8 protein-coding genes are annotated in these 16,281 nt (G+C 74.2%); 6 read left to right on the top strand and 2 right to left on the bottom strand.

The annotated features are described in order from the left end of the window. The first annotated feature begins 59 nt into the window (after positions 1-59). Positions 60-2,552, top strand: coding sequence for a CHAT domain-containing protein (locus BLW76_RS39990; protein WP_244170539.1), 2,493 nt, complete (start codon positions 60-62; stop codon positions 2,550-2,552). Positions 2,553-2,566: 14 nt separating this feature from the next. Here the strand turns inward: BLW76_RS39990 and BLW76_RS39985 are convergent, their stop codons facing one another. Beyond that, on the bottom strand, positions 2,567-3,532 hold the full coding sequence (locus tag BLW76_RS39985; protein WP_091317204.1) for an aldo/keto reductase: 966 nt from the start codon (positions 3,530-3,532) through the stop codon (positions 2,567-2,569). A 1-nt stretch (position 3,533) separates the two neighbouring features. Next, positions 3,534-4,319, bottom strand: a complete 786-nt coding sequence (locus BLW76_RS39980) for an SDR family oxidoreductase (RefSeq protein WP_091317203.1) — start codon at positions 4,317-4,319, stop codon at positions 3,534-3,536. A gap of 205 nt (positions 4,320-4,524) precedes the next feature. Between BLW76_RS39980 and BLW76_RS39975 the strand changes: the two genes are divergently transcribed. From BLW76_RS39975 to BLW76_RS49030, 5 genes are read left to right on the top strand one after another with little or no spacing between them, the layout of a single operon-like run. Further along, the gene (locus BLW76_RS39975) at positions 4,525-10,296 is read left to right on the top strand and encodes a type I polyketide synthase (protein ID WP_091317201.1); all 5,772 of its coding nucleotides are present in this window, start codon (positions 4,525-4,527) and stop codon (positions 10,294-10,296) included. A 20-nt stretch (positions 10,297-10,316) separates the two neighbouring features. Then, positions 10,317-14,069, top strand: coding sequence for a beta-ketoacyl synthase N-terminal-like domain-containing protein (locus BLW76_RS39970; protein ID WP_425266068.1), 3,753 nt, complete (start codon positions 10,317-10,319; stop codon positions 14,067-14,069). Further along, positions 14,066-14,350 (top strand): acyl carrier protein, encoded by a 285-nt coding sequence (locus tag BLW76_RS39965; protein ID WP_091317198.1) that lies wholly within the window; start codon positions 14,066-14,068, stop codon positions 14,348-14,350. The genes BLW76_RS39970 and BLW76_RS39965 overlap by 4 nt, the downstream gene beginning before the upstream one ends. Further along, positions 14,338-15,114, top strand: a complete 777-nt coding sequence (locus tag BLW76_RS39960) for an alpha/beta fold hydrolase (protein ID WP_091317197.1) — start codon at positions 14,338-14,340, stop codon at positions 15,112-15,114. Before BLW76_RS39965 ends, BLW76_RS39960 begins: the two co-directional genes overlap by 13 nt. Beyond that, a complete protein-coding gene (locus tag BLW76_RS49030; protein WP_167384887.1) occupies positions 15,111-16,217 on the top strand; it encodes a glycosyltransferase in 1,107 nt (368 codons plus the stop codon). Before BLW76_RS39960 ends, BLW76_RS49030 begins: the two co-directional genes overlap by 4 nt. The last annotated feature ends 64 nt before the right edge of the window (positions 16,218-16,281 follow it).

Raw genomic sequence — 16,281 nt, 5'->3', positions numbered from 1 at the left:
CCGCCGAAGGGTCCTGCCTGAAGCACTACCGAGAGGGTGTCCGGCTTCTTCGTCGCGGTATGACGATGCTGGACTCCATTCACCCGGTCGCGCCGGAGCACCGTACCGACTGGCTGGTGGCCAGGATCCGGCTGTCGAGCCTCATGGCGGCCCTGTCCTCGGAGATCAGCGGTGACCTCGCGGCGGGACTCGCCGGACTCGACGATGTGCGGCTGCTCATCAACGCGGTGCCCGACGCCGTCCTGCAGGCCGAGCTCAACGGCGTTCTCAACCACAACTACGCGGCCCGGCTGATGAGCGTCGGCCGCAACGAGGAAAGCCTGGCTTCGTTCGACGTCTCCGTCACACACCAGGAGTACCGGCTGGCGAACGGCCCGGCTCCCGAGGCGCGGATGGGTGCCTTCGTGCAGACCCTGTCCTCGCGGGCCTGGGTGCAGATCAGGTTGGGCAATGTGAGCGCGGCTCAGAAGGATCTCAACCGTTCGCTGGAGCTCGCCGAGAAGTACGAGCTCCGCACCGTGGCTGCCGACATGCGGCGCACCATGGGCATGCTCGCGCTGCGGACCGGTGACGTCCCGGAAGCTCTCCGGTTCTACGAGGAAGCCGAGCGGACCTACCGCGCGCTGGAGCTGGGGGTTCCGGACGGCCTTCGGTTCGAGCAGGCGGAAGCGCTGTTGGCAGCCGGGCTCGCCGAAGAAGCGGGCGCTCACCTGGACGAGGTGCTGCCGAAGCTGATCGCCCAGCAGAGCATCAGCCGCGAGGTGGCGCGAGCGGAGCTGTACCGGGCCGCCGCGGCGTTGATGACCGACGAGATCGAGCTCGCGCGGCAGATGGCCGATTCCGCACGGCGCAAGATGCTGCGCGTCGGCTGCCGGACCTGCATTGCCAACGCCACCTTGGCCGGCCTGCAGTCGGACGTCCGTGATGCGCTGCGCACCGTACACATCCCGGCGGCCCTTCCGACACGGGCGCTCCGGCTCGCCGCGAAGATGCCGACCCCCCAGCTCTCCGACCAGGCCGCCACCGCGCGCATGCTGGCCGTCCGGTTGGACATCCGCCGCGGGAATCTCAAGCGGGCCGTCGAAACCCTGCGGAAGGTTCCCCGGCCCGGGCAGCTCACGCCCATCGACTACCGCATGCTTCGCCGGCTCTGCCGGGCCGAACTCGCCGTCGCGCAGAACGACCGGGCCAAGGCGCTGACCGAGATCCGGTCCGGGCTCACCGAGCTCGACGCCGTCCGGGACCGGATGGGTGGGCTCGATCTCGTCTCCGGGACCGCGCTGCACGGGCAGGAGCTCGCCGATCTCGCCGTCAAGCTCGTGCTGGAACGCAACGATGCGCGGCGCCTGTTCGTCTGGCTCGAACGCACCCGCGCGCAGACCTACCGCTACGAACCCCTCTCCGCCGGGACCGATCCGGAGCTGGCCGCGCGCGTTGCCGAGGTGCGGGGGCTCGGGCAGGCCATCCAGGAAGCCCAGCACGACGGGCACCCCATCGCCGGGCTGCGGGCGAAGTACAACGAACGGCTGCGGGAAGCGCAGCGGCTCGGCTGGCACACCGGGCGGTGGGGGCGGCCGCGGCCGGTGGCCGGGCTCGCCGAGGTCGTCGCGCGGCTCGGTGAGCGGGCCATGGTCAGCTTCGCCGCCTCCGGGGACGAGCTCGTCGCCGTCGTCGTGGCCGGGGGTGAGTGCCGGCTCGTCCGGCTCGGGTCCGCCGGGGCCGCCGCCGAGTCCGCGCGCGTGCTCAACGTCGACCTCGATGCCCTCGCTCCCGACAACCTGCCCGAACGGCTCGCCGAGGTCGTCATGGCCTCCGCGCACAAGCAGGCCGACAAGCTCGACGCGCAGCTCATCCAGCCGCTCGCCGACTCCATCGGCGAGCGCGAACTCGTCATCGTCCCGACCGGGCCGCTCTACGCCGTGCCGTGGGGCGTGCTGCCGGGCCTGCGGGGGCGGCCGACCGTGGTCGCGCCGTCGGCGACCGCGTGGCTCGCCGCCGAGCTGACGAAGTCGTCGCGGGCGCGCAAGATCGTGCTCGTCCGCGGGCCCGGGCTGGCCGGCGCCCGCGGCGAACTCGAGAAGCTCACCACGCACTACCGCACCGCGACGACGATGACCGGCGCCAAGGCCACCGTGAAGTCCGTGCTGCGGGCGATGGACGGCGCCAAGCTCGCGCACTTCGCCGCCCACGGCGCGCACGAGCCGGAGAACGCGCTCTTCTCCCGGCTCGAGCTTGCCGACGGTGCCCTGTTCGGCCACGAGATGGCCGGGCTGCGGCAACCGCCGCGGCAGGTCGTGTTCGCCGCCTGCGAACTCGCGATGAACCGGATCCGGCCCGGCGACGAAGCTCTCGGCTTCGCCAGCGCGCTGCTGGCCAGCGGCTCCCGGACGGTCATCGCGCCGCTGTCGCGCGTCGGCGACCTCGCTTCGGCGGCCGCGATGGACGACTACTACCGCGCGCTGGCCGTCCGGGAGAGCCCGGCGCTCGCGCTGGCCGACGCGATCGCCGTCGACCCGTTCCGGCGCCCGTTCGTCTGCCTCGGCGCCGGCTGAGCGGACAGCGCGGGCTAGGACAGCTGGGCCGGCGGCGACCACACCAGCCGCGGGTCGGTCTGGACGAAGCTGCCGAGCAGCTGGTCGATCCGGGTCAGCACGTCGAGGTCGAGCCGGACGCCGGCGGCCTTGGCGTTCTCCGTGACCTGCTCCGGCGTGCTCGCGCCGACGACCGCCGCCGCGACGGTCTCGTGCTGCAGCGTCCAGGCCAGCGCGAGCTGCGCCATCGTCAGGCCCGCGTCGTCCGCGACGCCGCGCAGCAGCGCCACCCGCTCCAGCAGCTCCGGCAGGAGCAACGGCCGCGCGGACGACGGCCCCGCCCCGCGCGAACCCGCCGGGATCCGCCCGTTCCGGTACTTGCCGGTCAGCACGCCCTGCGCGAGCGGCACCGACGCGAACTGCCCGACGCCGATCCGCGCGCCCACCGGCATCACCTGCGCCTCGGGCACCCGCCACAGCATCGAGTAGTGCGGCTGGTTGGCGATCAGCGGCACGTCGTAGCGCGCCGCGGCCTCGTGGGCCTGCAGCAGCTGCTCGGCCGTCCACTCCGACGTGCCGGCGTACCGGATCTTCCCCTGCCGCACCAGATCCGACAGCGCGAGGAACGTCTCCGCGACCGGCGTCCGGTAGTCGAAGCGCAGCAGCTGGTAGACGTCGACGTAGTCGGTGCGCAGCCGCCGCAGCGAGCCCTCCAGGGACGCGATCACGTGCTTGCGGCTCAGCCCCGCGTCGTTCGGGCCCGGGCCTTCCGGCCAGAACACGCCGGTGCACAGCACCAGGTCGTCGCGGCGCACGCCGGCGAACGCCTTCCCGAACGCGGCCTCCGCGGCGCCGCCGTCCCAGGCCGCCGCGGTGTGGAACGTCGTGATGCCCGCGTCCAGCGCCGCCGCGACGCAGCCGGGCACGCCGTGCGTCAGCCAGTTGCCGTAGGCGATCTCGCTGACGGCGAGCCCGCTCGCGCCCACCCTGCGGTACTCCACCTCAGCCTCCCACGGCCATCTCGTCGATCCACGCGTCGACCGCGCCCGCCTTGCGCGCGAACGACTCCCGCACCGATTCGTGCGGCAGGATCAGGAACTCCTCCGCGCCGAGCCCGCGCACGACCGCTTCGGCGACGTCTTCGGGGTCGATGAGCGGAGCGGCCGCGGCGATGGCCAGCGCGGCCGGGTGGCCGGCGGCGATGCCGGGCTCCAGCAGCGCCGTCCGGACGCCGAGCGGGCACAGCGCGCTGACCCGCACCCCGCGCGGCCGGTAGGTGATCGCCAGCCACTCGGCGAGCCCGACGGCCGCGTGCTTGGTGACCGAATACGGCGCGTCGCCGGGGATGCCGAGCAGGCCGGCGCCCGATGCGGTGATGAGCAGGTAGCCCTCGCCGCGGGCCAGCATCGACGGCAGCACGGCCTGCGCTGCGTGGACGTGCTGCATGACGTTGATCTCCCACGACCGCTGCCACTGCTCGTCGGCCGCGTGCACACCGGTGCCGAACGCCGCGCCCGCATTGGCACAGAACACGTCGATGCGGCCGAACTCGGCGCGCGCCGTCGCGACCAGGGCCTTCAAGTCCTTTTTGGACGTCGCGTCGGCGGTCACCGCGACGGCCCGGCCGCCCGCCGCCGTGATCTCGGCCGCCACCCGCGCGGCGCCGCCGGCGTCCACGTCGGACACGACCACGCCGGCCGCGCCTTCCGCGGCGAAGCGGCGGGCCATGGCGGCCCCGATTCCGTGTGCCGCGCCGGTCAGCGCGACCACGCGTCCAGTCAGTTCCACGCGGGCTCCAGGTATTTCAGTGTCGAATTGTCACGCAGGTGCGGTAAATGCATTTTCCGGTTGCGACACAGGTGATAAAAGTGCTGGTCGACGCCATGATCGTGCCTTGTTCCACAGTTTTGCACGGTAGCACGAGTATTGCGTTTGCGGTGCCTGGTGCGTTATTCCTGAAGATCGCAACGCCCCGCGCACAGGAGGTCCGCCGATGGCCGAGCTCGTCCCGCCGTCGCACGTTCGCCGGCTCCGGTGCCTGGGCATCGGCGACCCCGGCGTGGTCGCCGCGGTCGCGCGCCGCGGCGGCCTCGGCGTCCTCGACGGCGCCGACCCGGAAGACCTGCGGCTGGTCGCGGCCCGGGTCCGGGTGCCGTACGCGGTGCGGACGGACGGCCCGCTGCCCGGCGGCGCGGCCTTCGCGCTCCGGACGAAAGGGCCGTGGGCGGGGGCACTGGCCGAGGTCGGCGACGTCGCCACGGCCGCCGAGGCCGTCCGCGGTGGCGCGCTGGGGCTCGTCGCCCGCGGTGGCGATCTGAGTGACTTCGTGCTGCTGCAACAGCTTCTGGCCGCTTTCGACGTCCCGGTCTGGGGCCGGGTGGCCGGACCGCGGACGGCCGTGGGCGCGCTCGCCGGCGGTGCGGCGGGCGTCGTCGTCGAATCCACTGTGGATGTGGGACGGATCGTCGGCGCGAAGGTGCCCGAGGCCGCGCTCGGCACGGGGTTGTGCCGGACGCTGGGCAGCGCGCTGCCGCTCGTCCAGGGGCCGATGACGCGGGTGAGCGACCAGCCGGGCTTCGCGGCCGCGGTCGCCGACGCGGGCGGCTTCCCGTTCGTCGCGGTGGCCACGGCGAACGGCGCGCGCACCGCCGAGCTGCTCGCCCGGACCGGCGAGTGCCTCGGCGACCGGCCGTGGGGCGCGGGCATCCTCGGCTTCGTGCCGGACGACCTGCGCGTCGCCCAGCTGGCCGCGATCCGGGCGGCGCGGCCGCGGTGCGTGCTGGTCGCGGGCGGGAAACCGGGGCAGGCCAAGGCCTTGGAGGCCGACGGGATCGCGACGTTCCTGCACGTGCCGTCGCCGGTCCTGCTCCGCCAGTACCTCGACGCCGGCGTCCGCCGGTTCGTCTTCGAGGGCGCCGAATGCGGCGGGCACGTCGGCCCGCGGGCGAGTTTCGCGCTGTGGGAGGAACAACTGGCCGTCCTCGACGGTGCCAAGGACGTCGAGGTGCTCTTCGCGGGCGGGATCCACGACGCCCGCTCGGCGGCCATGGTCGCCGCGATGGCCGCGCCGCTCGACGCCGCCGGGGTGCTGATGGGCACGGCGTACTTGTTCACCGAAGAAGCCGTGACGCACGGCGCGATCACCGGGCTGTTCCAGGAACGCGCGCTCTCCGCGGACGCCACCGTGACGCTGGAAACCGCGCCCGGCCACCGCACGCGGTGCCTGCCCAGCCCGTACACGGCAGAGTTCGCGCAGGTCAAGGCCGGTCTGGCGGACACGCCCGAAACGTGGCAGCGGCTGGAGGAGCTGAATGCCGGACGGTTGCGCGTCGCGAGCAAGGGCGTCCGCCGCGACGGCGAGGCGCTCGACGTCGCCACCCAGCTGGCCGAGGGGATGTTCATGGCGGGCGAGGTGGCCGTCCTGCGCGACCGCCGGACGACGATCGCCGAGCTGCACCGCGAGGTCACCGCCGGGAAGGCGTTCACGCGCCCGGAGGAACCGCTGCCGGACTCCGGCGACCTCGCGATCATCGGCATGGCCTGCACGTTCCCCGGGGCGCGCGACCTGCCGGCGTTCTGGTCGAACATCCTGCGCGGCGAAGACGCCGTCACCGAGGTCCCGCGCGACCGCTGGGACCCGGACGTCTACTTCGGACAGTCGACGTCGAAGTGGGGCGGGTTCCTGCCCGCGCTGGACGTCGACCCGCTGGAGTTCGGCATCCCGCCGTCGGCGATGGGCGCCATCGACCCGGCGCAGCTGGTGTCGCTGGAGACGGCGCGCCGCGCGCTGGCCGACGCCGGGTACGCGAACCGGGACTTCGACCGCGAGCACACGAGCGTCGTGTTCGGCGCGGAGGCGGGCGGCGACCTGGCGAACGCGGGCACGCTGCGGTCGCTGCTCGACGGCTACCTCGACGAGGTGCCGCCCGAGCTGCTCGCGCAGCTGCCGGAGCCGACCGAGGACACGTTCCCGGGCACGCTGGCCAACGTCATCTCCGGCCGGATCGCGAACCGCCTCGACCTCGGCGGCGCGAACTACACGGTCGACGCGGCGTGCGGCTCGTCGCTGGCCGCGCTGGACCTCGCCGCGAAGGAGCTGCGCGCGGGCACGAGCTCGCTCGTCCTGTGCGGCGCGGTCGACCTGCACAACGGCATCCACGACTACCTGATGTTCACGTCGGCGGGGGCGCTGTCCCCGACGGGCCGCTGCCGCCCGTTCGACGCGGCGGCCGACGGCATCGCACTGGGCGAGGGGGTGGCGTGCCTGGTGCTCAAGCGCCGGACCGACGCCGAACGCGACGGCGACCGCATCTACGCGCTGGTCAAGGGAGTGGGCGCGGCCAGCGACGGCAAGGCCCTCGGCCTGACGGCCCCACGCCCGGACGGCCAGCGGCGCGCGTTGGAGCGGGCGTACCGCGACGCGGGAGTGTCCCCGGCGGACGTGGGTCTGGTCGAGGCCCACGGCACGGGAACGGTGGTGGGCGACGCGACGGAGCTGCGCACGCTGACCGGTTTCTTCACGGAGGCGGGCGCGGCGGCGGGGTCGTGCGTGCTGGGATCGGTGAAGAGCCAGATCGGCCACACGAAGTGCGCGGCAGGCCTGGCGGGGCTGATCAAGGCGGCGCTGGCGCTCTGGCACGAGGTGGTCCCGCCGACGCGGCAGTTGAGCAAGCCGAATGAGGCTTGGGACGCGGCGGAGAGCCCCTTCACGTTCACGACGGCGGCCCGGCCATGGGCGGATCCGGCGAGGTTGGCGGGGGTGAGCGCGTTCGGCTTCGGCGGGACGAACTTCCACGCGGTCCTGGCGGCGGCGCCGGTGGCTCCGGATCGCCGGCACGGGTTGCGGGACTGGGCGCCGGCGGCGGAGGAGGCGCTGGTCGAGCTGGAACGCGCGGTGGCGGAGAAGCAGCCGGCCGGCCGGGGCGAGGGTGCGCCGGGCGAGCCTCGCGCGGCCGGCCCCACCGATCCCGGCAAGGTCGCCTTCCTCTTTCCCGGCCAGGGCAGCCAGCGCACCGGCATGCTCGCCGACCTCTTCGTGCACTTTCCCGAGCTCGCCGAACTTCTCCGCCTCGCGCCCGCCGTCGCCGCCGTCGCCTTCCCGCCCACGGCCTTCACCCCCGAGGCCGCAGCTGCTCAAGAAGCCGCTCTCACCGATACGCGCGTTGCCCAGCCTGCGCTCGGGCTCGTCGAGACCGCCGTCGTCCGGCTGCTCGGGCAGCTCGGTGTCCACCCCGACTTCCTCGGCGGGCACAGCTACGGCGAACTCGTCGCCCTCTCCGTTGCCGGCGCCTTCGACACCGGAACCCTCCTTCGCCTCAGCCGGGCGCGGGCGCAAGCCATTGCCCAGGTCGCCCGGCCCGGGACGATGGCCGCCGTCAAGGCGCCGCGGGATGCGCTCACCGCCACCCTCGTCGGTCCCGATGTCGTCGTTGCCAACCACAACGCTCCCGAACAGGTCGTCCTGTCCGGGCCTGTGCCCGCGATCGAACGCGCCGTGCGGCGGCTCCGGGAAACCGGCATCAGCGCGCAGCGGATCCCCGTTGCCTGTGCCTTCCACAGTCCGCTGGTCGCCGGTGCGGGCGAGGTTTTCGCCCGGGCACTCGACAAAGAAAAGATCAACACGCCGCGGAAACCCGTGTGGGCGAACCGGACCGCCCAGCCTTACCACGACGACGTCCGCGGCGAACTCGCCGCGCAAATTGGCGCTCCCGTGCGGTTTCTCGACCAGATCGAGGCCATGTACGCGGCCGGGGCCCGCGTCTTCGTCGAGGCCGGGCCCGGGCGGGTCCTGTCGCGACTGGTCACGGACATCCTCGGCGACCGGCCGCACACCGTCGTCGCCTGCGGACCCGACCTCGCGAGCTTCCTCGCCGCGCTCAGGACCCTCGCCGACGCCGGTGTCGACGTCCGGACCGACCGGCTGGTCCGGCCGAAGCCGCCCGCACCGTCCGCCACCGCCTGGGCCGTCGACGGGCGGTCCGTCCGCGCGCCCGGCTCCGCCGTCCCCGCCCTGCCCCCGGCCCGACGAATCCGGAGTACCGCCATGACCCAGCCCGCGCCCGGCCGCGACCAGGCGATCGTCGACTTCCTGCGCACCACCCGCGAGCTCGTCGCCGCCCAGCGGGAAGTCATGCTCGGCTACCTCGGCAGCGCGCCCGCGCCGCTTCCGGTCGTCATCGGCCCACCGGAACCGCAGGAACCGGAACAGCACGAACAGCAGGAACCCGAGGCGGCCGACGTCATGAGCACCGTCATCGACGTGATCAGCGAACGCACCGGCTACCCGGCCGACATGATCGCCGTCGACCTCGACCTCGAAGCCGACCTCTCGATCGACTCCATCAAACGCACCGAAATCGCCGGCACCCTGCTGGCCCGCCTCGGCCTGCCCGCCGACGACCGCACCGACCAGCTCAGCCGCGACCGCACGGCCGGCGCCCTCGCCACCCACCTCGAAAACTGGCTGACACCCCCACCCGCGGCCGCCCCGCCGCGCCGGTACCGGCTCGAACGGGTGCCCGTGCCGCTCGACCCCGACCCCGGGCGGCTGCGCGGGAAGACCGTGGCCGCGCCGGACGACGCCGTGCGAGCCGCCTTCGCCGCGGCCGGGGCCGACGTCGTCGAAGCCGACGCGGACATCACCGTGCTGTTCGCCCGCGACCTCACCGACGTGTTCACCCGGCTCAAAACAGCGCGGGGGACCGTCCTCGTGGCGGCGGAGCCGGACGCCGTCCCCGGGCTGCGGGGCCTGGTGCGGTCGGCCGCGCTGGAACGCGACGGCGGCACGCGGCTCGTCGAGGTCACGCAGGACGTGGCGAAAACCCTCGTGGACGAGGCCCTCAGCGACGGTCCCCCGGTCGTCGGCCACGACGACGCCGGCCGCTTCACGATCGAGCCGCGGCCGGCCGACCTGCCGTCGATCGCCTACTCCGGCGCCGGTCCGGGTGGCGGCGAACTCGCCGCGCTGGGCCTCGGCCCGGACTCCGTCGTCCTGCTGGTCGGCGGCGCCCGCGGGATCACCGCCCACGCGGCGGTCGCGTTCGCCGCCTCCGGGTGCCGGCTCGAACTCGCCGGGCGGACCCCGTGGCCGGGCGAGCCGGACGACCTGCCCGAAGACCCCGCGGCGATGCGCGCGGTGCTGGCCGGCCGCGGCGGCTCGGTTGCCGAGATCGAACGCCGCGTGCGGACCGTCCTGGCCCAGCGCGAGATCGGCCGCACCCTCGACGAGATCCGCGCCGCGGGCGGCGACCCCACCTACCACGCCCTCGACGTGCGAGACGCCGACGCCGTGCACCGGCTGGTCAAGGACCTCGGCGGCCGGGTCGACGGCGTCGTCTTCGCCGCCGGGGTCATCGACGACAAGCTCATGGCGGACAAGGACGAGCGATCGTTCCGGACCGTCGTGGAGACCAAAGTGGACGGTGCGCGCGCCCTGCTCGGCGCGCTCGACACCGAACCCGGGTTCGTCGCGTTCTTCGGCAGCATCGCCGCGGTGCTCGGCAACCGCGGCCAGACCGACTACGCCGCCGCGAACGACGCACTCGAAACCCTCGGGACGACCTGGCCGGGCCGGGCCGTGACCGTCCACTGGGGACCGTGGGCGCCGGGAACGAACCACGGCGGCATGGTGTCACCGGAGCTGGCCCGCGAATACGAACGCCGCGACGTCGCCCTGCTCGACCCGGCCGAAGCCACCGCGGCCCTGCTGCGCGAACTCGCCTACGGCACGGACCGTGCGGTGCTGTACACGGCGTCGCTGTGGTGACCCCGGTCGCCATCGTCGGCATGGGCGTGTTCCTGCCCGGCGCGTCCACAGTGGACCAGTACTGGCAGAACCTGGTCGACGGCACCGACGCCGTCACCGAAGCCCCGCCGCACCACCGGGACCCGGAGTTCCCCGACCGCCGCGGCGGCTTCACCGCGGACACCCTGGACTTCGACCCGGTCGCCCACGGCGTCCCGCCGACGTCCCTGGCCGGCATCGAGCCCGACCAGCTGACGGCGCTGGCCGTCGCCCTCCGCGCGGTCGCCGACGCCGGTGGCCTCGGCCGGCTCGGCGATCCCGAGCGGATCGGCGTCGTGCTCGGCCGCGGCGGGTACCTCTCGCCCGGGCTGCGGGGCTTCGACCAGCGGGTCCGCACCGTCCGGCAGATCACCCGCACGGTCGGCGAGCTGATGCCGTCGGCCGGGCCCGCCGTCCTCGAACGGCTGCGGACGGCGCTGCTCGAACCGCTCGGCGAGTTCCGGCCCGAGACCGCCGCCGGGCTGGTGCCGAACCTCGCCGCCGCCCGCGTGGCGAACCGGCTCGACCTCGGCGGCCCGGCGTACACAGTGGACGCCGCCTGCGCGTCTTCGCTGGTCGCCGTCGACCAGGCGATCGGCGAGCTGAGCCGCGGCCGCTGCGACGTCGTCCTCGCCGGTGGCGCGCACCAGACGCAGGACGACACGCTGTGGTCGCTGTTCACCCACCTCGGCGCGCTGTCGCCGAGCCGGCGGATCAGCCCGCTGTCCCGGCAGGCCGACGGCATGCTGCTCGGCGAGGGCACCGCGATCGTCGTGCTCAAGCGGCTGGCCGACGCCCGCCGCGACGGCGACCGCGTGTACGCGGTGATCCGCGGCGTCGGCACGTCGAGCGACGGGCGGGGCGCGAGCCTGCTCAGCCCGTCCGTCGCCGGCCAGACCCTCGCCCTGCGCCGGGCCTGGGCCGGCCGGGATCCCGCGGAGATCGGCCTGCTCGAAGCGCACGGCACCGCCACCCCCGCCGGGGACGCCGCCGAGCTGACCACCGTCGCCGACGTCTTCGGCCCGGCGGACGGGCCCCGCGCGGTGATCGGCTCGGTCAAGTCGATGATCGGGCACACACTGCCGGCCGCCGGGGTCGCCGGGCTGGTCAAGGTGGCCCTTGCGCTGCACCACGGCGTCCTGCCGCCGACCCTGCACTGCGCCGACCCGAACCCGCTCCTCGACAAGACCCGGTTCCGGGTGCTGGCCGAGGCCGAGCCGTGGGGCGCGCTGCCGCGGGTGGCCGCGGTCAACGCGTTCGGCTTCGGCGGGGTGAACGCCCACGTCGTCCTCGAAGCCGGCGACCCGGCGCCGAAGCGGCGGGTGCGCGTGGACGAGCCGGAACGCGTGTTGCGCCTGGCCGCGCGCACCCCGGAGGAGCTGCTCGACCGGCTGGACCGGCCGGGCCCGGGTGACGGCCCGTGCCGGATCGCGATCGCCGGCCCGGACGAGCGCAAGCGGGCGACCGCGCGCCGGGTGATCGCCAAGGTGGCCGCCGAGGGCCGGTCGTGGCACGGCGCCGGCGACATCTGGTGCAGCGTCGACCCCCTCCTGCCGGGCGGGCGGACCGCGTTCGTCCACCCCGGGCTCGAAGCCGGCGGCGAACCGCGCCTCGACGACGTGGCCAGGCACTTCGGCCTCGACCGTCCACAATGGTCGGAGTTGAGCGTGCTCGACCGCGCGACGAGCGTGTCGGCGGCCGGGCTGCTGCTCGACGACGTCCTGCGGCGGCTGGCGATCCGGCCGGACGCGCTGGCCGGCCACAGCGTCGGGGAGTGGACCGCGATGCAGGCCGCCGGGATGTACACCGCGGTGCCGGACGCCCTGACGCGGTACTGGCCGGACGGCTTCGAGCTGCCCGAGGCCGACTACCTCGTGCTCGGCGCCCCCGCGGCGCGCGTGGCCGGGCTGCTGCCCGCCGACCTGGTCGTTTCCCACGAGAACGCGGCGCGGCAGACGATCGTGTGCGGGCCGCCGGACGCCGTCGCGGACTTCGCGGCCACCTGCCGCGGTGCCGGGATCGTCGCCACGACCCTGCCGTTCCGGTCCGGGTTCCACACCCCGCTGATGGCGCCGCACCTCGCGCCCTTCGCCCGGCTCGTCGCGGACCTGGACCTGCGGGCACCGCGGCTGCCGGTGTGGTCGGCGACGACCGCGCGGCCGTACCCGGCGGACCCGGACGACGTCCGCCGGCTCTACCTCGACCACCTGCTGCGCCCGGTCCGGTTCCGGGAGCTGACCGAGGCGATGTTCGACGCCGGGTTCCGGGTTTTCGTGCAGGTGGGCGCCGGGCAGCTCGGCTCGTTCGTCACCGACACGCTGGGCGAGCGGCGGCACCTGGTCGTCGCGGCCGCGTCCGGCACCCGGCCCGGGCTCGCCCAGCTGCGCCGGCTCGCGACCGCGCTGTGGACCGAGGGCGGCGACCCGGACTTCGCGGCGCTGGAACCGCGCCGGATCCGGCTCACCAGCGGGAACCCGCTGCTGTCGCTGGGGGAATCCGCCCGCGGCCTGCTCGACGAACCCGCCGCGGTCACGGACCCGATCGTCGCCGAGTTCACCGCGTTGCTCACCGAAACCCGGCAGGCCGCGGCGGACGTCGTCGCGGCCGCCCGGCGCCGGGTCGAGTCCACCGTGGATGTCTCGCTGGCGGCCATGCCGTACCTGCGCGACCACCGGTTCTTCCGGCAGCGCGACGACTGGCCCGACGAGTCCGACTTCCGGCCGGTGGTGCCCGCGACGACCCTGGTCGACCTCGCCTGCCGGGCCGTCGAGCGCACCTGGCCGGGCACGACGGCGGTCGCGGTGCGGGACGCGGTGTTCTCGCGCTGGCTGATCGCGGCCCCGGCGCAGCGGGTGCCGCTGTCGATGAGCCGCGAGGGCTCTGATGTCACCGTCGAAATAGGACCGTACGCGCTGCTGACCGTCGAGCTGGGCGCGTTCGCGCCACCACCACCGCCGCGGACCGCGGTGCCCGGGCCGGAGACCGCGCCGCCGCTGACCGCGGCCGAGATCTACGCGCGGCGGGAGATGTTCCACGGCCCGGCCTACCAGGGCCTTTACCGGCTGAGCGGGCTCGGCGAGCAGCACGTCCGCGGCGAACTGGTCGTCCCGGCCGCGCCCGGCGGGCTGCTCGACAACGTCGGCCAGCTGCTCGGCTGCTGGCTGATGGCCTCCCGAGCCGACGACCTGCTCGCCTTCCCGCGCTCGATCGGCCGGGTGCGGTGGCACGGCCCCGAACCGGCACCCGGCACGCGGCTGGAGTGCCTGGTGCGGATCCGGCTGCCGCGGCCGGACGTCCTCGAGATGGACGCCGAGCTGGTCCGCGACGGCCGGGTGCTGGCGAGTGTCGAGCGCTGGCGGGACGTCCGGTTCCCCTGCGACCGCGCGGCCCACCGCGTCTACGCCTTTCCGGCGGAGCACCTGCTGGGCGAGCGGCGGGACGACGGCTCGGTCGCCGTCACCGACCGCTGGCCGACGGTCGCCGCGCGGGACATCTACGCCGGGATCTACCTCAGCGCGTCCGAACGCGCCGAGTTCGCCGCCGTCCCGCCGCGCCAGCAGCGCGGCTGGCTGCTGCGGCGGATCGCCGTCAAGGACGCCGTCCGCGCCCGGCTCGGCGAACCCGTCTACCCGGCGGAAATCCGCGTCCACGACGACGGCACGGTGTCCGGACGGCACCGGGACCTGCCGCGCTTCGCCGTTCCGGTCGAGCTGGACGGCGACACCGCCATCGCCCACGTCAGGAGCACGAAATGACCATCGCGTCCACCACGTTCGACGTCGTCGCCGAGCTGCTCGCCGAGCTCGTCGGCGACGCCGAAGTCCTCGGCGTCGAGATCACGCCCGGCACGACGTTCCACGATGACCTGCAGCTGGAGAGCATCGACCTGGTGACCTTCGCGAGCATCCTCGCCGAGCACTTCGGGCCGGCCGTCAACCTCGCCGAGTACCTGGCGGAGAAGGACCTCGACGACGTCATCGGCCTGACCGTCGGCGACATCGCCCGGTTCGTGGGGGAGCGCACGTGCCCACGATGACCGTCAACGGGCTGCGCACGAACGTGCAGCTCGTGCCCGCCGGCGGCACCGAAACCGTGGTGTTCCTGCACGGCATGGGCACCGACAGCCTGGCGAGCTTCTACCTCACGCTGGCGCCGCCGGTCGCGGCCGCCGGCATCGACGTGATCAGCTACGACCTGCGCGGGCACGGCAAGACCGAGCGGCCGGAGCGCGGCTACACGCTCGGGGACTTCGTCGCCGACCTCGACGACCTGCTGCGGCAGCTCGGCGTCGACCGGCCGGTGCACCTGGTGGGCAACAGCTTCGGCGGCACGCTGGCCTACAGCTACGCCGTCGCTTGCCCGTCCCGGGTCCGCAGCATCGTGTGCATCGAGTCGGAGCCGGCGACCGAGGTGTGGGCGGAGAAGATGAGCGCGATCCTCGCGCACACCGTGCGGTTCCTGCAGGTGGAGGAGAGCTTCGCCTGGATCGAGGCGAACTTCAGTGCGCACCACCGGCGGCTCGCGCGGCTGGCGGCGGAGCGGATCACGTCGACGTCGATGGCCGAAGAGGTGCCGCTCGGGCCGCTGCTCACCTGGGAGCAGGTCGCGGCGATCGGCTGCCCGGTGCTGTCCATCCTGGGCAGCCACGGCTACCAGGCCGACGACCTCGAAGCGCTGACGTCGCTGCTGCCGAACGGCGAGCTGCACGTGTTCGAGGGACAGGGGCACTCGGTGCTGGTGGAGCAGCACCGGGAGGTGCGCGAGCTGGTGCTGAAGTGGATCGAACGGCACGCGGCGTGAGGTTCCTGCTGGTCGTGCCACCGCTGGCCGGGCACGTGGCGCCGCTGCGCGGGGTGGCGGCCGCGTTGGTGCGGCGGGGTCACTCCGTCGCCTGGTGCGGTCCGTGCCCGGAACTGTCCACTTTGGTCTCCGGCCGCGTGTTCCCGGCTGGGGATTCGGGCCCGTTCGCGGTGGCCCTGCGCCCGCCGGGGCTGCGCGGGTTCGCCGCGCTGAAGTACCTGTGGGAGTCGTACCTGGTGCCGCTGGCCGACGCGATGGTGCCGGGCGTGGCCGCGGCCGTGACGGCGTTCGCGCCGGACGTCGTGGTCGTCGACCAGCAGGCGATGGCGGGGGCACTGGTGGCTGCGCGGTGTGGCCTGCCGTGGGCGACCTCGGCGTCGACGTCCACCGAGCTGGCCGACCCGCTGGGGGCGCTGCCCAAGATCGCGTCCTGGGTCGCGCAGCTGCAGGCGGGGCTGCGGGCCCGGCACGGCGTGGTGGTCGGTGACCTGCGGTTTTCGCCGCACCTGGTGCTGGCGTTCACGACCCGGGCGCTGGCCGGGGACTCCCGGTGGCCGGTGGCGTATGTCGGGCCGGTGCCGGCTCCCGCGGCCGGCGAGTGGTCCCCTGTGGACGATCGGCCGCTGGTCGTGGTCACCCTGGGGACGTCGAATGCCGCTGCGGGCGGGCGGTTCCTGGCCGAGAGCCTCGACGCCCTGGCGGCGATGCCCGCGGTCCAGGGCCTGGTGGTGGATCCGTCCGGGGCGCTGGTGAGCGGAACCGTCGGGCTGGCCAGGCGGATCCCGCAGGTGGCGGTGTTCGCGCGGGCATCGGTGGTCGTCTGCCACGGCGGCCACAACACGGTGTGCGAAGCACTGGCGGCGGGGGTACCGCTGGTGGTGGCCCCGATCCGGGACGACCAGTCGATGCTGGCCCAGCAAGTGGTGGCGGCGGGCGCGGGAGTCCGGCTCCGGTTCGACCGCGCGAAGGCGGCGGACATCCGCACGGCGATCGAGTCGGCTCCGGACTTCGCGGACGGGGCGGCGCGGATCCGCGAGTCGTTCGAGGCCGCGGGCGGCGCGGAAGAGGCCGCAACCCGCCTGGAGTCCCTGGCCAACCCGTGATCGAGAGGTCGACACGCGTGATTGGAGAGTCGACACGCGTGATCAGAGGGTCGACACGGCGTGG

Origin of the sequence: Amycolatopsis tolypomycina (assembly GCF_900105945.1) — a bacterium.
Lineage (GTDB): Bacteria > Actinomycetota > Actinomycetes > Mycobacteriales > Pseudonocardiaceae > Amycolatopsis > Amycolatopsis tolypomycina.
Note: the sequence above shows the minus strand (reverse complement) of the source record. Positions and strands in the feature narration are given on the sequence as shown.